Genomic DNA, 17,012 nt, shown 5'->3' on the forward strand with positions numbered 1-17,012 from the left:
CGGTCAGACGCCGGCGGCCCTCGCGCGCGCGAGCAGCCGTTCGGCCAGCCGCAGATGCGGCCGGTCGTACATCTTGCCACCGATGCCGACGACGCCCGGGTTTCCCGCTGCCGCAAAGGCATCAACGATCGCCTGCGATAGCCCGACCGTTTCGGCGGACGGTGTGAAGGCGGCGTTGATGACCGGCACCTGCGCCGGATGGATTGCCATCTTGCCGGTGAAGCCGTCGCGCTCGGCCTCACGGCATTCCTTCTCGAAGGCGGCCATGTCGCGGAAATCGGGAAAGACGGTGTCGATGGCAGCGACTTCCGCAGCGCCGGCCGCCAGGATGGTCATGGCGCGCGCCAGGCGAAACACGTCGGTGTAGCAGCCGCTCTCGTCGCGGGTCGCGCGCGCGCCGATCGCGGCCGACAAGTCCTCGGCGCCCCAGGTCACGCCGGCGAGCCGCGCGCTCGTTCCGGCATAGCTTGCCGCCGCCAGCACGCCCGTCGCGGTCTCGGTGATGATCGGCAGGATTTTGATGCCGCCGTCCGGAAGCCCGTTCTCGGCCTCGTGCACCCGAAGCTTCGCCGCCAACTGCTGGACGTCCTGCCCGCTGTTCGACTTCGGCAGCATGATGCCGTCGGGCTTCGCAGGGACGAGCGCCGCGAGGTCGGCGTCGGTAAAGCCGGTGGACAGGTCGTTGACCCGGACGTAGATGGCGGAGCTCGTCTGCTGCTTTTGGCTGGAGATGAAGCGCGCCGCAACGTCGCGTGCCGCACTCTTGTTGGCGGCGGCAACGGAATCCTCGAGATCGACGATGACCACGTCGGCGCCGGCGCCAAAACCCTTCTCCAGTTTCCGCTCGGAATCGCCGGGCACGAACAGCAGCGAGCGCATCAGGCCGCCTTTTTCAGCATCATCGCCTGCCTTGTGCATCTGGCGACGAGAACATCATTCTGATTGTAGGCGCGGTGCTCGAACTCGACGATGCCGCGATCAGGCTTCGACTTGGATTCGCGCAACGAGACGACCGTGGTCTCCACCCGGATGGTGTCGCCGTGGAACACGGGGTGTGGGAACACCGTTTCCTTCATGCCGAGATTGGCGACCGTCGTGCCGACGGTGATGTCGTTCACCGAAATGCCGATCATCAGGCCGAGCGTGAACAGCGAATTCACCAGCGGCTTGCCCCATTCGGTTTTCGCGGCGAAGTCGAAATCGATGTGCAGAGGTTGCGGATTCAGCGTCATCACCGAAAACAGCATGTTGTCGCTCTCGGTCACCGTCTTGCGCAGCGTGTGGCGAAAGACATGGCCGACGACAAACTCTTCCAGATAAAGCCCGGCCATGGTTCGATCTCCTCCAATGCCCGTGCTTGATAGGCGTTGGCCGCGCTGCCATCAAGCCGGTTAAGAAACATGGTGAACCGTTCGTAAACCATTTCCGGCCTACCGTTCACAACGGGGCCGGAAATATTCCGGCGAGGGCGTAGCTGGTCGGTATGGTTGTTTCGCACTTTCTAAAGTGGATTGATACGGCAAGGGTTTCCGAGCGGGCCGCCGCCGCGAGCGCGCTGGCGCGCGCCTATGTCAATTCCGATCTGCCGTTCGAGGACCGCTGCGCCGCCGAGGCGGCCCTCACGCTGCTTCTGGACGACGCTTCCTCCAAGGTTCGCCAGGCGCTTGCCGAGGCGCTGTCGATGAGCCATCACGCGCCGCCGCAGGTGATCAGCGCCCTGGCTGCCGACCAGCCGGAAGTGGCGGCGCTGGTGCTGGCGCGTTCGCCGCTGCTTACCGATGCCGATCTGGTCGAACGCGTCGCCTGTGGCCAGAAGGCGACGCAAAAGCTGATCGCCAACCGTCCGGTCGTCTCGATGTCGCTGGCGGCGGCGATCGCCGAGATCGGCGAGCCGGAAGCCTGCGTCGCGCTGGTCGGCAACAGCGGCGCCGAGATTGCTTCGCTGAGTTTCCGCCGCATGGCCGAGCGCCACGGCCACCTGCCGCTGGTGCGCGAGGCGCTGATTGCCGATCAGCGCCTGCCCGCCGATTGCCGGCACATGCTTTTGGTCAAGCTCGGCGAGACCCTGAAAGGTTCGCCGCTGGTGCTGGCGATGATGGGGGCGGCGCGCGCCGATCGCGTGATGCGCGACGCCTGCGTGAAAGCCTCGGTCACGCTGATCGAGGGGACGCGCATGGAAGAGCATGCCGCGCTGATCGAGCATCTGAGACTGCGCGGCGACCTCACGGCAAGTTTCATCATCCGCACCATCGCGCATGGCAAGGTGGACTTCTTCGGCTCGACGCTGGTGGCTTTGGCCCAGCAGTCCGAGCAGCGGGTGACGGCGCTTCTCGCCGGCGGGCATGACGTTGCGCTGCAGGCGCTGTTCCGCAGCGCCGGACTTGCGCCGGCGACGCATGGCATAATCCTGCGCGCGCTGAAAGTATGGCGCGAGGTCGCCAACGGCCGGCGTGTCGCCGGCGTGCAGGAAGTGAGCTGGCTGATGCTGAAGGAACTCGGAGGCCAATCGGCAGAGGGCGATCTTGCCGGGCTGGTGAAATCGATCCATCTCGACGCCCTGCGGGAAAATGCGCGCGGGCACGCGCTGGCGATCGCAGCGGCCTAAAGCGCATGTTCAAGGCTCATCCGAGCTCCTGGGCGAGGCCGATGAGAAGCCCTTCAGGCCCGCGGATGTAGCAGAGCCGATACACGTCCTGATACCGGACCACTTCGCCGACGAGCTCGGCGCCGCGCTTGCGAAGCCTCGCAAGCGTGTCGTCGATATCGTCCACGGCGAACATGACGCGGAGATAGCCCAGGGCGTTCACCGGGGCGTTGCGGTGATCGGCGACGACAGGCGGCCTGATGAAGCGGGACAGCTCGAGCCGGCTGTGGCCGTCCGGCGTGCGCATCATCGCAATCTCGACGTTCTGATCGCCGAGCCCGGTGACACGTCCGGCCCATTCTCCCTCGATCATGGCGCGCCCCTCGAACTCGAGGCCGAGCTCGCGAAAGAAATCAATCGTCGCGTCGAGGTCCTCGACGACGATTCCTATGTTGTCCATCCGTTTGAGCGCCATGTGTCCACCCTATAAAGTGTCGACCAGTTATCAAGGAACCATTCCCGAAACGGTCCGACCTGAAACGCGATACGCCCGAATGGTTCAAGCGCGACCCTTCGCAAAGAAATCCGGGTAATCCTCCATCGCCGCGGCGATGATGCGCAGCGAGGCGGCGATCTGCAGCATGTCGAGCCGGTCGCTGCGCTGGGCGATGCTGGCCGCATATTGCCTCGCCACCGCGACGGTCGCGGTCTGTGGCTCACCCGGCCGCCTGAACAGCAATTCGCGCGCCAGGCCGCGCAGGAAGTTGCCGATGGACTCGACTGTTTCGTGCGGGACGGTGGAGTTCAGTTGCGCGTGGCGCAGCCGCAGCACCTCCAGCCCGACGGTGACGGCGGCGATGCTTCCGCCAAGAATGGGATCGCCCTTGCGGCCGGTCTGCTGCACCTGCGGCATCAACTGGTTGATCCGGTCATAGGCGAGGCTTTCGAAGGCCGAGCGCCGGGGAATGCGCTCATGCAGGCAAAGCCGCGCCAGATCCTCGCGCATCGCCTGCGAGATGCGCTCCACGGTGCCCCAGGGATCGGCGGGCAGCACGACGATGAAGACGCCGATGGCAATCAGGATGCCGACCAGGATCGAGGCCGAGCCGGCGAAGAACGGCCCGGGATCGTAGATCATCTGCTGATGCGGGCTGAGGAAGGCGAGGAAGTTGATGGCGAAAGCGGTGGCGACGCCGACATGGCGGGGATTGGCCATGCCGAGCGCCGCGGGCACCATGATCGGCACGACGAAGAGCGTGAACCAGCCGAAGCCGGGCAGCGCCGGCAGCGCGACCTGGCCGACCAGGAAGGCAAAAGGCAGCGCGATCAGCGTTCCGGTGAAGAAGCCCAAGGCGGATTGCACGGGATCAGGGCGCGCCGCGAACAGGCTGGAGACGACGGCGACGAGGATGACGGTGCCGGCCGCTTCCGACCATTTGGTCGTCAGCCAGAAGATCGCCACGAGCAAGGTCGCGAGCGCCGCGCGCACGGCGTTGCGCCATGCGGCCTGATAGTCGCGGTGGACGACCAGCGCCGGCTGGGCTCGCTCGCTCGACTTCCGCGAGACAGGCGAGCGAAGCGCGTCAAGGCCGCGCATCACCTGCTTCAGCGCCTCGGCGAAATCGCCGGCAATGGTCAGGCGGGTGATGGTGCCGACCTTGTCTTCGCCACTATCGTCGGGGCCGCTATCGTTCGGGCCGGTATCCTTGGGCAGGTCGGGCATCTCCCTGGCCTTGCCCGCGATCGCGTCAAGCCGGGCCACCCAGGGGGCCGTGTCGTCGAGCGCGCCGGGCGTCGCCGCCAGCTCGCCGACGAAGGCTTTCAATTCGCTGCGCATGGGAATGAGTGCCGCGTTCTTCGGCCTGCGGTGGCTGTGCAGCGCGCGCGCCGCCGAAAGCGCCCATAGAAGCTGACCGATCGTGCGCCGCACCGGGTGTGCGCGCGTGGCGAAGCTCGGCGCCTCCAGGCGCGCGTAGGTGCGCATTTCGGCGAGCGTCTGAGCATCGGTGATCAGCTTGCGCTGAAGCGCGGCGAGGCTTGCCGGATCGCCGCCGGAAAAGGCGCCGCCGGCATATTCGGCGAGATCGAGGATGCTGCGCTTCAACCTGGAAATGATGGCGTCGGCCGCGAGCTTCGGCAGGATCAGCCGGCTGGTGACGCCGGCGCAGACGATGCCGAGCACGATCTCCGCGCAGCGCGCGATCGCAAGGTCGACGACGATATGCGGCTGTCCGAGCGCCGGCAGGCTGATGATCATCGCCGTGTAGCCGGCAAGCGCCGCGCCATAGGCCTCCGGGTTGCGCAGCAGCGAGGATACAAGCGTGCAGATGCCGATCCAGAGCGCCAGGATAGTGACCAGCACCCAGGGATTGGCGCCGGACAGGAATGTGATGCCGACCGCGGCCAAGCCGCCGGCCAGTGTGCCGAGCAGCCGGTAGAAGCCCTTTGCCAGCACCATGCCGGCGACTGGTTGCGCGACGATGAACACCGTCATCATCGCCCATTGCGGATGGTCGAGCTTCAGGGCGTAGGCGACAAGCAGCGCGATCAGTCCGGCCGAAACCGTGCGCAGGGCAAAAATCCAGTCCGAACGGGTCGGCTGCGTCAGGCCGCTCAGCGGCGTCTCGACAAGCTCTTTCAACCGCGTCCAGGTCACATCGGTTCTCCGTGCCGGAGACTGTTATGGACCAGCAGGCGATCAGATATCCAGCACGTCCGCCTCGGCGAATTCGGCACGTTCCTGGATGAAGCGGAAGCGCGCCTCGGGCTTGGTGCCCATCAGCGCGTCGACGGCATCCTTGGTGGCCTGCTCGGCGTCGATCACATCGACCCTCAGAAGCGTGCGTTTCCTCGGATCCATCGTGGTCTCCTTGAGCTGCGAGGCCATCATCTCGCCCAGGCCCTTGAAGCGGCCGATCTCGACCTTGCCGCGCCCGGTGAACTCGGTGCGCAGCAATTCGTCCTTGTGCGCGTCGTCGCGGGCGTAGCCGACCTTGCCGCCCTGCCTGATCGAATAGAGCGGCGGCACGGCCATGTAGAGATGGCCGCCGCGGATCAGGTTCGGCATCTCCTGATAGAAGAAGGTGATCAACAGCGAAGCGATGTGCGCGCCGTCGACGTCGGCGTCGGTCATGATGATCACGCGGTCGTAGCGCAGGTCCTCGTCGCGGTATTTCGAGCGCGTGCCGCAACCGAGCGCCTGGATGAGGTCGGAAATCTGCTGGTTGGCGGCGAGCTTGTCGTTGCCGGCGGAGGCGACGTTGAGGATCTTGCCGCGCAGCGGCAGCACCGCCTGGCTGGCGCGGTCGCGCGCCTGCTTGGCCGAGCCGCCGGCCGAGTCACCCTCGACGATGAAGATCTCGGCGCCGGCGGCGGCGTTCTGCGTGCAGTCGGCGAGCTTGCCCGGAAGGCGCAGCTTGCGCACCGCGCTCTTGCGCGAGACTTCCTTTTCCTGGCGGCGGCGCACGCGCTCATCGGCGCGCGCGATGACCCACTCCAGAAGCTTCGAGGCTTCCTGCGGATTGTCGGCCAGCCAGTGGTCGAACGGGTCGCGAAGGGCGTTTTCGACGATGCGCATCGCCTCGATCGTCGCCAGCCTGTCCTTGGTCTGGCCGACGAATTCCGGCTCGCGGATGAACACCGACAGCATGCCGGCGGCCGAGATCATCACGTCGTCGGTGGTGATGATCGAGGCGCGCTTGTTGCCGATCAGATCGGCATAAGCGCGCAGCCCGCGCGTCAGCACATTGCGGAAGCCGGCCTCATGCGTGCCGCCTTCGGGGGTCGGAATGGTGTTGCAATAGGAGTTGAGGAAACCGTCGCCGCCGAACCAGGTCACCGCCCATTCGAGCGAACCGTGGCCGCCCTGCTTGTCGCCTTTGCCGGCGAAGACCTCGCGCGTGACCTGGAATTCGTCGCCGAGCGTCGCCTTGAGATAGTCCTTCAGGCCGCCTGGGAAATGGAACTCGGCCTTGGCCGGCGTCTGGTCCTTGTCCTTGATCAGCGACGGATCGCAGGTCCAGCGGATCTCGACGCCGCCGAACAGATAGGCCTTCGAGCGCGTCATGCGGTAAAGCCGCGCCGGTTCGAAGGCGGCGCCCTTGCCGAAAATCTGCTCGTCGGGATGGAAGCGGGTCCTGGTGCCGCGGCGATTGTGGACCTCGCCGAGATGCTCAAGACCGCTGACCGGGACGCCGCGGGAAAAACGCTGGCGGTAGAGCTGACGACCCCGCGCGACCTCGACCTCGAGGTGGTCGGACAGCGCGTTGACGACCGAAACGCCGACGCCGTGCAAGCCGCCGGAGGTCTCGTAGACCTTGGAGTCGAACTTGCCGCCCGAATGCAGCGTCGTCATGATGACTTCGAGCGCCGGCTTCTTGAATTTCGGATGCGGATCGACCGGGATGCCGCGGCCGTTGTCGGTGACGGTCAGGAAGCCGTCGGCGGAAAGCTCGACGTCGATGAAAGTGGCGTGACCGGCAACAGCTTCGTCCATCGAATTGTCGATGACCTCGGCGAACAGGTGATGCATCGCCTTGTCGTCGGTGCCGCCGATATACATGCCTGGACGGCGGCGCACCGGCTCCAGCCCTTCCAGAACCTCGATGTCGGCGGCGCTGTAGCCCTCGCTGCCATCACGGGCGGCGGTCAAGCGCTTCGCGGCCTGAACCAGCGGATCGGCCGGGCGCGAGGGCGCGCGCACCGGCTGTGCCGGCTTTTCCATCTTGCCGAAGAGGTCGTTGCTGTCGTCCATGCTGGGCCTAGCGTCCGGTAATGCGAATCACGTCTCGATACTGCCACGCTTTTGACGGGCGAACGAGTTCCTGTTCCGTTCAGGGATCAAACTGTCTCTTATTCCAAAACCATTCGATAACCAAGCCGGCCGAAATAGGGCGGTCCGTGAGGCCCGGTGTTCCTTATTCTTTAACATTAATGCCTAGCGTGAGGCCTAACCAACAAAAGACCACGGGCGTCAGGGGTTTCGTTGTGAGGGGCAGGGCCATACCCATGATCGGCATCGCCGCCGTTTTCGGCGCGATCTCGATCTTTGCGGCGGATTTCTGGGTCAAGAGCCAGGCGAAGGCTCAGCCCGAGGTCAAGGTCGTCACGGTCGAAGCCCCGCAGCAACCCAAGGTCGAGTTAAAGACCATCGTGGTGGCTCAAGCGCCGCTGCGCTACGGCATGGAGCTCGGACGGCCGCAGCTCGCCGAGATTCCGTGGCCGCAAGATTCCCTGCCGCAGGGCGCTTTCCCGACCATCGATAAGCTGCTTGCGGACGGCAGCCGGGTGGTGCTGTCGCCGATCGAGGTCAATGAACCGGTGCTGCTCGCCAAGCTGTCGGGGCCAAACGGCCGCGCCACCCTTTCCAACATGCTGTCGCCGGGAATGCGGGCCGTCACCATCCGTACCGATGAGATCGCCGGCGTCGGCGGCTTCATCACGCCGGGAGACCGTGTCGACGTCGTGCTGACGCGCGACGCGGGGGATATCCAGGAAGTGTCCAAGAATGCGCAGGGCGCCGCCGGCTCGACCGTCACGTCCGAGATCGTCGTGTCCGACGCCAAGGTGCTTTCGGTCGGACAGGGCACCGACGAACGCAAGACCGAGCCGCAGGTCGCCAATTCCGTGACCCTCGAGGTGACCAATGAAGGGGCGCAGAAAGTGGCGCTCGCTCGCACCGTCGGCTCCTTGTCGCTGTCCTTGCGTTCCGCGGCTGACGCCAGCGCCAGCAAAGGCGGGCTTACGACCATCTCCTCCTTCGGCGGGTCGGTTGCCGCAAACGCGCAGGCGAGCGCCGCCTCGCTCGTCAACGCGGTGACGAAGGATGAGGACAAGCCGAAATTCAAGACGGTGATCGTGACGCGCGGCGACAAGGTCGAGGAATACAAGGTTCCTTCACGGGAACCGCCGCAGGAACTGCAGCAATAGCCGGTGGGGACCGGCGGGACGGGGCAAGATGTTCGGGTTTGATGCATTTCGGACGACCGGGGGATGGCGTCTTCTCGGCGCGATAGCGCTGGCGGCGGCAATGCTTGGCGTCACCGGGCCGGCAAGGGCGGACAATGAAATCGTCTATGTCTCGGCGAACAAGAACGCCTCGATCAAGGTTGCCAAGGGCAAGCCCAAGACGATCATGACGAGCGCCGCCTTCTACCAGATCGTCATCGGCGATCCTGAGATCGCCAACGTCAATCCGCTGACCGACAAGTCCTTCTACGTGCTCGGCAACAATCTGGGCACCACCGGCATTGCGCTCTTCGACCAGAACAAGCAGCTTGTCGGCACCATCGACATCGAGGTGACGCTGGATACCGACCAGCTGGCCAGCACCATCCGCGCCAGCGTGCCCGACGCCAAGATCAAGGTCGGTTCGGCGAACGGCCGCGTCGTGCTGTCGGGCGAGGCCGACGATGCGGTCGCCGCCGATAAGGCCAGCAAGATCGCGTCGCGCTTTTCCGGCAATGAGGAAGTCATCAACTCGGTCAACATCTCGTCCTCGCAGCAGGTGCAGCTCAACGTCCGCTTCGTCGAGATCAACCGTCAGGCCGGCCAGGACCTCGGCGCCAAATACTCCGCCAATTTCGCCTATGGCATCGGCAACCGCAAAGTCGTGCTGAACCCGGACGGGGGGAGCGTGACGGGGGCCGGAACCGGTGAGATCATCGGCAGCCTTTTGTCGAACGGCGTTTCGATCGACATCGCCATCAAGGCGCTGGAGGAGCGCGGCCTGGCGCGGCGGCTTGCGGAACCGAACCTGATTGCGCGTTCGGGCCAGACGGCGAGCTTCCTTGCCGGCGGCGAGTTCCCGATCCCGGTCTCCGAGGACAATGGCAAGATCAGCGTCACCTACAAGAAGTACGGCGTCGGCCTGGACTTCACGCCGACGGTGCTGAAGGACGGGCTGGTGAGCCTCGACATCGCGCCGGAAGTGTCCTCGATCGACCCGTCCGCTTCCATCCAGGTCAGCAGCGGCATTTCCATTCCGGCCTTCATCGTGCGCCGCGCCAGGACATCGATCGACCTCAAGAACGGCCAGAGCTTCATGATCGCCGGCCTCCTGCAGTCGCAGAACGACATCACGACATCGCGGGTGCCGGGGATCGGCAAGCTGCCGGTGCTCGGTCCGCTGTTTTCCTCGAAATCCTATCAGCGGCGCGAGACCGACCTGGTCATCATCGTCACGCCTTACCTCGTCAAGCCGGTCGATCCCTCGAAGAAGATGGTCGAGCCGACCGACGGCACCCAGCCGGCAAGTCCCGCCGACTATTTCCTGAACAACACCGAGGAAGTGGACGCCTCGGCGTCGAAGCGTCCGGTGGCTCTGGCGGACGGCAGCGCCGCCCGGCCGGTGGCTGCCACCACGTCCGGCCACTTCCTCGACCTGCCAAAGGACTAAGGCCATGCGCATCCCCGTTTGCATCGCTCTGCTGCTGGCCGGCTTCGCCGGCGGTTGCACCAGCGACGACTACATTCGCGCCGAAGGGGTGACACTGGCGGCCGGCAACGCGCAGGCGTCCAACACCGCCATGCAGATGGTCGATCCCTGGAAATACGGCGTGCAGAACACAAAACTCCTAGTGCCGGCCCAGCGCCCGGGTTCCGAAAGCGCTGCCGTCGGTGCGAAAGCCGGCTCCGGGCCGGCGCCGGTGACATCATCATCAACGACATCGAACTGATGGGCTGACGACGATGGCATCTGGTAGCAAGACCAAGAAGATCCTGCTCGTTTCCACCGACAAAGTGTTTGTGCAGGACACGCGGACGGCCTTCGCCGCTTCCGAGGTGATCGAGCTTTTGACGGTGGAAAAGAGCGTCAATGAGCTGCGCGGCGAGGCCGTTGAGGCGGATTTCGGCACCGTCATCGTCGACATGGACGCGGCGAAGCTCGAAGAGATCGAGTCGCTGCAGCGCGTCATGCGGCGGCTGGAAGGCAGCGTTCCGGTGGTCGTCGTCACCCAGGAATTCAATGCGGCGGCGGTGCGCATCCTGGTGCAGCTCAAGGTCGCCGATTTCCTGGTCAAGCCGATCACCACGGCCGACCTCGTGCGTTCCGTCATCCGTGCGCTGCAAGGGCCGGGGCGGGAAGAGAACACCGAATCGCACATCTACACCTTCATGCCGGCCGCCGGTGGCGTCGGCACCACCACGCTCGCCCTGCAGACGGCCTTCCAGCTGCATCATTCGGTGACGCGCGGCGCCTCGACATGCGTCGTCGACCTCAATTTCCAGCAAGGCGCCTGCGCTGAATATCTCGACCTGGAACCGCGCTTCGACATCACGGAAATCGAGAACCAGCCGGAGCGCCTCGACCGGCAGTTGCTTGACGTGATGCTGTCCAAGCATGCGAGCGGGCTGTGCGTGCTTGCCGCTCCCACGCGCCCGTCCGACATGCGTTCGTTCAAGACCGATGTCGTGGTGCGCATGCTCGACCTCGTGGCGGCCTATTTCGACAATGTCGTCATCGACTTGCCGCGCACGTGGTTCCCCTGGACCGAGACGGTGCTGCTGGGTTCCAACAAGCTCTATATCGTCGCCGAGATGACGGTGCCCTGCCTGCGCCATACGCAGCGTCTCATCCAGGCCGTCTATGAGACCGCCGGCAAGGAAGTGAAGCCGAACGTCATCGTCAACCGCTTCGAGCAGAAGATGTTCGACAGCGGCATCAAGCAGGCCGACGTCCAGGAGATACTCGGCGAGCATTTCGTTGGCGGCATCTCCAACAATTACCGGCTGGTGCGCGAGGCGGTCGACCGCGGTGTGCCGCTGCACGCCATCGACCCCAACGCCAATGTCGTCAACGACCTGAAGAAGATCATCCTTCCGGAAGAGGCCGTCCAGACCATGGCCAAGTCGAAGTCGCTGTTCGGCCTGGGCAAGGGCTTGCTGAAGAGGAAAGCAGGATGAACAGCCGCTTTTCCAACCTGCAGAGTCGCGACGTCCGTCCGCAGCGTGCGCCGGAACCCGCGCCCGTCACGCACAATGCGGTCATCATCCCGACGACCCGCAAGCCGGCGCCGCCGAAGCCTGAAGCCACGCCCGCAAAAAGCGCCAACAAGGTGCTCGATGCGCGCGTGCGTATCCATCGCATGCTGCTCGAAGAGATCAACCTCGTGGCGCTGGAGCGGCTGCCCCGGGACGAAATGCGCCGGCAGGTGCATGAATTCGTCTCGGAGAAGACGCGCAATGAGCGGATGGCGATCAACAACGCCGAACTCGACGCGCTCGTCGACGACATCGTCGACGAGATGGTCGGCCTCGGCCCGCTGGAGCCGCTGCTCAAGGACCCCGAGATCAACGATATCCTGATCAACGGCCACGAGAACTGCTTCGTTGAAAAGCGCGGCAAGCTGCAGCAGGTCCACATCCCGTTCAAGGATGAGGCGCATCTGCTTCGAATCATTAATAAAATCGTCGCGGCGGTCGGCCGCCGCGTCGATGAATCACAGCCGATGGTCGACGCCCGCATGCTCGACGGTTCGCGCTTCAACGCCGCGATCCGCCCGGTCGGCGTCGATGGGCCGCTGGTGTCGATCCGCAAATTCTCCAAGAACAAGCTCGGCCTGCACAAGCTGGTCGAATTCGGCGCCATCACCCAGAACATGGCCGAAGTGCTGGCGGCGGCGGTGCATGCCCGCAAGACCACGATCATCTCCGGCGGCACCGGCACGGGCAAGACGACGATGCTCAACGCCTTGTCGGCCTTCATTCCGGAAGACGAGCGCCTGATCACCATCGAGGATGCGGCCGAGTTGCAATTGCAGCAGCCGCATGTCGCGCGCATGGAGACGCGCCCGGCCAATATCGAGGGCCACGGCGAATTGAAGCAGCGCGACCTTGTCAAGAACGCGCTGCGCATGCGCCCCGACCGCGTCATCCTCGGCGAGTGCCGCGGCGAGGAAGCCTTCGACATGCTGCAAGCGATGAACACCGGCCATGAAGGCTCGATGGCCACCATCCATGCCAACACGCCGCGCGATGCCATCTCGCGCCTGGAACAGATGCTCGGCATGACCGGCATGCCGATGACCGTGCAGTCGATCCGCAGCCAGATCTCCAGCGCCATCGACATCATCGTCCAGTTGACGCGCCTGTCCGACGGCAAGCGCAAGGTGACCAGCGTCGCCGAAGTGACCGGCATGGAAGGCGACGTCATCCAGATGCAGGAGATATTCCGCTTCGTGCGCACCGGCATGGAGGCTGACGGAAAGATCCTCGGCCACTTCGAAGCAACCGGCATCCGCCCACGCTTCCTCGAGGACCTGCGCAACATGGGCATCGAATTCCCGGGCAAGTATTTCGAACCCGGCCGGCCGCAGGACTAGGCCGGTGTTCGAGGGATTCAGCCCGGTCTACGTCGTTTACGCCGCGGCGGCGCTCACCGGCATCATGATCGCCGAGGGCCTTTATTTGCTCTATGCCGGGCGCAGCGATAAGCGCACGGCCATCAACCGCCGCATGAAGCTCGCGGAGAACAAGATCAGCCAGGAGCAGGTGCTGATCCAGCTGCGCAAGGAGCGCGGGATCGACGGCGGCAGCTCCATCTTTTCCCTCGACCGCTTCCGCGCCCTGCGCACGCAGTCCGGCATGACCACGCCGCTGCCGAAGTTCCTCATGGTCACATCGGGGATCGCTCTCGCTTTGGCGCTTGTCGGCATCTGGAAGGGCTTGCCGCTCCTGTTCGGCCTCATCCTGCTTCTCGTGTTGTTGCCGGTGCTGCCGGTGATGGTCATGCGCTTCATGCGCAAGCGCCGGCACAAGCGGTTCGGCATGCAACTGCCCGAGGCGCTTGAATTGATCACGCGCGGCCTGAAGGCCGGCCATCCGGTGCCGGTGGCTATTGCCATGGTTTCGCGCGAAATGGCCGATCCGATCGGCACCGAGTTCGGCGTCGTCGCCGACGAGGTGACCTACGGCTCGGACCTGGTCTCGGCGCTCAACAACCTTTTCGACCGGGTGGGGCACGAGGACCTGCCGCTGTTCGTCACGGCGGTGTCGATCCAGAGCAGCTCGGGCGGCAATCTGCGCGAGATCCTCGACGGCCTGTCGGCGACGATCCGCGACCGTGGCAAGCTGCGCCGCAAGGTGCGCGCCATTTCGACGGAAGGGCGCATGTCGGCCTACATCCTGACCGCGGTCCCGGTGCTCCTGTTCAGCGCCATCATGGTGCTGATGCCACAGTTCTACCAGGATGTCTGGGACGTGCCGAAGACCTGGTACATGCTGAGCGGCTCCATCATCTGGCTGCTGCTCGGCAACGCCATCATGTTCAAGATGTCGAATTTCAGGTTCTGAGATGGAAGACGTCATCCGCTTCCTTGCTTCGCTCGCGCCGACCTCGCTGATGCCGATCGCCGTGCTGCTCCTGGTGCTGGGCGGCGGCGCGGTCGCCTGGCCGCTGGTGCTCGCCAAGGGCGATCGCGGCGATGTCAAACGCCGGCTGAAAGTGGAGATATTCCAGCCGGTCGAGCAGGTGGAGCCCGCGCCCAAGAAGAGCACCAATGCCGTGCGCGAGAAGGCGGTGAAACGGGCGCAGGAGTTCTATGCCAAGAGCGACCCGGAAAATGTCGCGCGGCTGCGCCTGAGGCTCATCCAGGCCGGCTATATGGAGCCGCGCGCGGTCGGCATGTTCTTCCTGATCCGTTTCGCCGCGCTGGTCGGCGCGGCGCTCGGTGCATTCCTGGTCAACCACTGGGCGGCCAGCGCCGAGTCGACTATGACCAGCCGCTGGACCTTCATCATCCTGTCGGGGGCCGGCGGCTATTTCCTGCCTGGCCTGGTGCTGACGCAGAAGGTTCGGGAAAAGATGCGCGAATACCGCAACGGCTTTCCCGATTTCATGGATTTGATGATCGTCTGCTCCGATGCGGGCATGAGCATGGAGGCCGGTATCGAGCGGGTCTCCAAGGAGCTTGCCAGGACCTATCCGTCGCTCAGCCAGAACCTGATCCTGGTGTCGCTGGAGTTGCGGGCCGGGCGCAGCCTCGACGACGCGCTGAAGGCGCTTGCCGACCGCCTCAGCCTCGACGAGGTTCGCTCCTTCGCGACGCTCTTGCAGCAATCCAAGGAACTCGGCACCAGCCTGTCGGGTTCGCTGCGCGTCTTTTCCGACGAAATGCGGCACAAGCGCATGTCGCTGGCCGAGGAGAAGGCGCATGCCCTGCCGGCCAAGATGTCGGTGCCGGTGACGGTCTGCATCCTGCCGGTGGTGCTGATGATCGCCATCATACCGATCATCGTGAAGCTGACCGCCCACTGAGGATTCAGGTGAGGCCGGCCTGCAAACGGCAGCCTCCTGCGCTTCCGGTGCTCACGTACTTCAAATACGCTCCGCTCCGGCCTTCGCCGGCCGAAGCCCTCATAAGGGTCTTCGCTCCAGGAAGGCTACGGCCGGCGTAGGCCGGTTCTCGAAAAACTACTGCTTTCGACTCGGCCTGACCTGAATCTCAACATGCCTCCAGCCCGACGCCGGCAGGGTTAACGCGCCCTTTGCAGACAACCGAATTTTAGCTGCATTTCGGCACCGAAGCTTAATCGCTCTGCTGTATCGTTTTTTCCTGAAGAACGACCCGGCAAATCGGGCGATGGGGCAGGGGCATGCGTCAGAGACTTCCCAGGGCAGCGGCGGCGTTGGCGGCCGTCTTGATGATCACCGGCTGCACGACGAACAACAACGTCGACACGACCAAGACCACGGCGATCCAGCCGGTGGCCAAGGATATCAGCGCCAACGACCTCGTCGAAGGCAAGGCGCAGTTCCGCGAGGCGAATTTCGGCCTTGCCGAACAGCATTTCCGCAAGGCGGTCGAGCTCAAATCCGACAATGCCGAGGCGTGGATGGGGCTTGCCGCGTCCTATGACGAGCTTGGCCGCTTCGACTTCGCCGATCGCGCCTATGCGCAGCTGCTGAAGGTCGCCGGACGCAAGCCGCAGATCGTCAACAATATGGGTTATTCGCAGCTTCTGCGCGGCAACAAGAAAAAGGCGCGCGCGCTGCTGCTCGAGGCCAAGGCCGGCATGGCCGACCAGACGGTGGTCAACGCCAATCTGGCGCTGCTCAACAAGGGCTGATCCCTCTGCGGGTTCCCGTTTCCCGTGTGCCGTCGAGGGACTTCGCCTCTGATGTCGACGCTTTGTAAACCCTTTGCCGAGGTAGCGTTGGGCATTCGCCGAAAACGGTTTGCGCCGGCCGCCGCCAGCCTACATTGAGGGACGACGGGCACTCGCTAGAGGCAGTTCTTCACCGATGTTGGATTTCAGTTCGCTCCTGCTCGCCGCGGCGCTGTCGGGCACATGCCTCAGCATCACCATGTTTGCAATCTGGCTCACCACGCCGCGGGCGCGCTTCGTGCTCACGGTCGCCTGCGGCATCTTGGTGCTCGTCGCCCATGTCGTCGCGTTCTGGCGCTATACCAAGGATCCCGAATCCTGGCTGTGCCAGATCGTGCTGGCGCTGCTGACCCTGGGTTTCCTGATCATCTGCCTGTCGGCCATGCAGTATCTCGGCTTTCGCGACTACCGTCGCGCGATCGTGCCGACGCTGGCCGCGATTGCGGCCTGCGCGATCGTCACCTTTCTCGGTTTCGACGGGATCGGCTTCCAGATCACCTATGCGGCCGTGACGGCGCTGCTCGTGGCGATCGGGACGATGTTCTGGATGAAGGGGGATCACGATCGCCAGATCCTGCTCGTCGTTTCGTTCCTCAGCGGCGCCTGCGGCCTGTCCTTCGCGCTGTGCGGCCTGACGTTGCTGGCGCAAGGGCAATGGGCCCTCGGCGCCGCGCCCGACAATTGGGCGGAGCGGCTGAACTCTGTCGTCGCGGTCGCCTGCATGACCGGGCTCGGCGCGCTGACGCTTTCGCTGCACCACCTGCAGGCGCAGATCGAGCTCAAGGCCGAAACCATGACCGATCCGCTGACCGGCCTGATGAACCGCAGGGCGCTCAACGAGCTTTACGGCGATCGCAGCTTCGGTCCGTTCATGGCGATCGCGATGTTCGATCTCGACCATTTCAAGATGACCAACGACGTCTTCGGCCACCCCGTCGGCGACCAGGTCCTTTGCCGCTTCGCGGCGGTGATCAAGAAATACGGCAGGGCAGGGGTCGACGCCTTCCGGTTGGGCGGCGAGGAATTCGCGCTCGTCATGTCGCGCGTGACACCGGAAAAGGCGCATGACATGGCAAGCCGGATCGGCGTCGCGTTCGGCACGGAGATCGTGCCTACCCATCGCGGCCCGCTGCGCAGCAGCGTCAGCGGCGGCATGGGCTTCGGCTCGGCCGCGGGCCGTCCCCTGCACGAGGTGCTGGCGCAAGCGGACGCCGCGCTTTACGCGGCCAAGCGCGCAGGGCGCAACCGCGTCATCGCTCAGGTCGAAGCGGACCAGCCCGATGCCGGGCCGGCCCTGAGAACCGCCTGAGCAAACGTCAGC

General features: G+C 64.6%; 15 protein-coding genes. 10 read left to right on the plus strand and 5 right to left on the minus strand.

The window, feature by feature from the left end; translation table 11 throughout:
* Nucleotides 1-3: 3 nt before the first annotated feature.
* Both RFM52_RS27910 and RFM52_RS27915 read right to left on the minus strand, forming a co-directional pair.
* Nucleotides 4-879, minus strand: a complete 876-nt coding sequence (locus tag RFM52_RS27910; RefSeq protein ID WP_320295501.1) for an HpcH/HpaI aldolase/citrate lyase family protein — start codon at nucleotides 877-879, stop codon at nucleotides 4-6.
* Nucleotides 879-1,331, minus strand: a complete 453-nt coding sequence (locus tag RFM52_RS27915; protein ID WP_320295502.1) for a MaoC family dehydratase — start codon at nucleotides 1,329-1,331, stop codon at nucleotides 879-881. Before RFM52_RS27915 ends, RFM52_RS27910 begins: the two co-directional genes overlap by 1 nt.
* A 152-nt stretch (nucleotides 1,332-1,483) precedes the next feature.
* On the opposite strand from RFM52_RS27915, the gene RFM52_RS27920 reads away from it, so the two are divergent.
* Nucleotides 1,484-2,605, plus strand: coding sequence for a DUF2336 domain-containing protein (locus tag RFM52_RS27920; RefSeq protein ID WP_320295503.1), 1,122 nt, complete (start codon nucleotides 1,484-1,486; stop codon nucleotides 2,603-2,605).
* Nucleotides 2,606-2,621: 16 nt separating this feature from the next.
* Here RFM52_RS27920 and RFM52_RS27925 read toward each other — a convergent pair whose 3' ends face one another.
* The 3 genes from RFM52_RS27925 to parE all read right to left on the minus strand — a co-directional run bounded on the left by RFM52_RS27925 (nucleotide 2,622) and on the right by parE (nucleotide 7,337).
* Complete coding sequence (locus RFM52_RS27925) at nucleotides 2,622-3,059, minus strand: VOC family protein (protein WP_320295504.1); 438 nt, start codon at nucleotides 3,057-3,059, stop codon at nucleotides 2,622-2,624.
* An 84-nt stretch (nucleotides 3,060-3,143) separates the two neighbouring features.
* On the minus strand, nucleotides 3,144-5,240 hold the full coding sequence (locus RFM52_RS27930; protein ID WP_320295505.1) for an FUSC family protein: 2,097 nt from the start codon (nucleotides 5,238-5,240) through the stop codon (nucleotides 3,144-3,146).
* A 42-nt stretch (nucleotides 5,241-5,282) separates the two neighbouring features.
* Nucleotides 5,283-7,337 carry a DNA topoisomerase IV subunit B gene (gene parE / locus RFM52_RS27935; protein WP_320295506.1) on the minus strand — a complete coding sequence of 685 codons (2,055 nt, stop codon included), beginning with the start codon at nucleotides 7,335-7,337 and terminating at the stop codon, nucleotides 5,283-5,285.
* Between the two features lie 254 nt (nucleotides 7,338-7,591).
* Here parE and cpaB point away from each other — a divergent pair, with 254 nt between their 5' ends.
* The 9 genes from cpaB to RFM52_RS27980 all read left to right on the plus strand — a co-directional run bounded on the left by cpaB (nucleotide 7,592) and on the right by RFM52_RS27980 (nucleotide 17,000).
* Entirely contained in the window at nucleotides 7,592-8,512 is a 921-nt protein-coding gene (cpaB, locus tag RFM52_RS27940) for a Flp pilus assembly protein CpaB (protein ID WP_320295507.1), read from the plus strand.
* 28 nt (nucleotides 8,513-8,540) lie between these two features.
* Complete coding sequence (locus RFM52_RS27945) at nucleotides 8,541-9,980, plus strand: type II and III secretion system protein family protein (protein WP_320295508.1); 1,440 nt, start codon at nucleotides 8,541-8,543, stop codon at nucleotides 9,978-9,980.
* 4 nt (nucleotides 9,981-9,984) lie between these two features.
* Nucleotides 9,985-10,260, plus strand: a complete 276-nt coding sequence (locus RFM52_RS27950; protein WP_320295509.1) for a hypothetical protein — start codon at nucleotides 9,985-9,987, stop codon at nucleotides 10,258-10,260.
* Nucleotides 10,261-10,273: 13 nt separating this feature from the next.
* Complete coding sequence (locus tag RFM52_RS27955) at nucleotides 10,274-11,488, plus strand: CpaE/TadZ family protein (RefSeq protein WP_320295510.1); 1,215 nt, start codon at nucleotides 10,274-10,276, stop codon at nucleotides 11,486-11,488.
* Nucleotides 11,485-12,906: a TadA family conjugal transfer-associated ATPase gene (locus RFM52_RS27960; RefSeq protein ID WP_320295511.1), complete on the plus strand. Its 1,422-nt coding sequence runs from the start codon at nucleotides 11,485-11,487 to the stop codon at nucleotides 12,904-12,906. Before RFM52_RS27955 ends, RFM52_RS27960 begins: the two co-directional genes overlap by 4 nt.
* A 4-nt stretch (nucleotides 12,907-12,910) precedes the next feature.
* A complete protein-coding gene (locus RFM52_RS27965) occupies nucleotides 12,911-13,876 on the plus strand; it encodes a type II secretion system F family protein (protein ID WP_320295512.1) in 966 nt (321 codons plus the stop codon).
* Between the two features lies 1 nt (nucleotide 13,877).
* On the plus strand, nucleotides 13,878-14,840 hold the full coding sequence (locus RFM52_RS27970) for a type II secretion system F family protein (RefSeq protein ID WP_320295513.1): 963 nt from the start codon (nucleotides 13,878-13,880) through the stop codon (nucleotides 14,838-14,840).
* Between the two features lie 338 nt (nucleotides 14,841-15,178).
* The gene (locus RFM52_RS27975) at nucleotides 15,179-15,652 is read left to right on the plus strand and encodes a tetratricopeptide repeat protein (RefSeq protein WP_320295514.1); all 474 of its coding nucleotides are present in this window, start codon (nucleotides 15,179-15,181) and stop codon (nucleotides 15,650-15,652) included.
* Between the two features lie 175 nt (nucleotides 15,653-15,827).
* Nucleotides 15,828-17,000, plus strand: coding sequence for a GGDEF domain-containing protein (locus tag RFM52_RS27980; RefSeq protein WP_320295515.1), 1,173 nt, complete (start codon nucleotides 15,828-15,830; stop codon nucleotides 16,998-17,000).
* The last annotated feature ends 12 nt before the right edge of the window (nucleotides 17,001-17,012 follow it).

Source organism: Mesorhizobium humile, assembly GCF_033977215.1.
Classification (GTDB): Bacteria; Pseudomonadota; Alphaproteobacteria; order Rhizobiales; family Rhizobiaceae; genus Mesorhizobium; species Mesorhizobium humile.

What these genes read in the sequence shown, in the direction of transcription:
- RFM52_RS27910 (WP_320295501.1), bottom strand. Translation starts at nt 879, where the DNA reads ATGCGCTCGCTGCTGTTCGTGCCCGGCGATTCCGAGCGGAAACTGGAG.
- RFM52_RS27915 (WP_320295502.1), bottom strand. Translation starts at nt 1,331, where the DNA reads ATGGCCGGGCTTTATCTGGAAGAGTTTGTCGTCGGCCATGTCTTTCGC.
- RFM52_RS27920 (WP_320295503.1), top strand. Translation starts at nt 1,484, where the DNA reads ATGGTTGTTTCGCACTTTCTAAAGTGGATTGATACGGCAAGGGTTTCC.
- RFM52_RS27925 (WP_320295504.1), bottom strand. Translation starts at nt 3,059, where the DNA reads ATGGCGCTCAAACGGATGGACAACATAGGAATCGTCGTCGAGGACCTC.
- parE (WP_320295506.1), bottom strand. Translation starts at nt 7,337, where the DNA reads ATGGACGACAGCAACGACCTCTTCGGCAAGATGGAAAAGCCGGCACAG.
- cpaB (WP_320295507.1), top strand. Translation starts at nt 7,592, where the DNA reads ATGATCGGCATCGCCGCCGTTTTCGGCGCGATCTCGATCTTTGCGGCG.
- RFM52_RS27945 (WP_320295508.1), top strand. Translation starts at nt 8,541, where the DNA reads ATGTTCGGGTTTGATGCATTTCGGACGACCGGGGGATGGCGTCTTCTC.
- RFM52_RS27950 (WP_320295509.1), top strand. Translation starts at nt 9,985, where the DNA reads ATGCGCATCCCCGTTTGCATCGCTCTGCTGCTGGCCGGCTTCGCCGGC.
- RFM52_RS27955 (WP_320295510.1), top strand. Translation starts at nt 10,274, where the DNA reads ATGGCATCTGGTAGCAAGACCAAGAAGATCCTGCTCGTTTCCACCGAC.
- RFM52_RS27960 (WP_320295511.1), top strand. Translation starts at nt 11,485, where the DNA reads ATGAACAGCCGCTTTTCCAACCTGCAGAGTCGCGACGTCCGTCCGCAG.
- RFM52_RS27970 (WP_320295513.1), top strand. Translation starts at nt 13,878, where the DNA reads ATGGAAGACGTCATCCGCTTCCTTGCTTCGCTCGCGCCGACCTCGCTG.
- RFM52_RS27975 (WP_320295514.1), top strand. Translation starts at nt 15,179, where the DNA reads ATGCGTCAGAGACTTCCCAGGGCAGCGGCGGCGTTGGCGGCCGTCTTG.
- RFM52_RS27980 (WP_320295515.1), top strand. Translation starts at nt 15,828, where the DNA reads ATGTTGGATTTCAGTTCGCTCCTGCTCGCCGCGGCGCTGTCGGGCACA.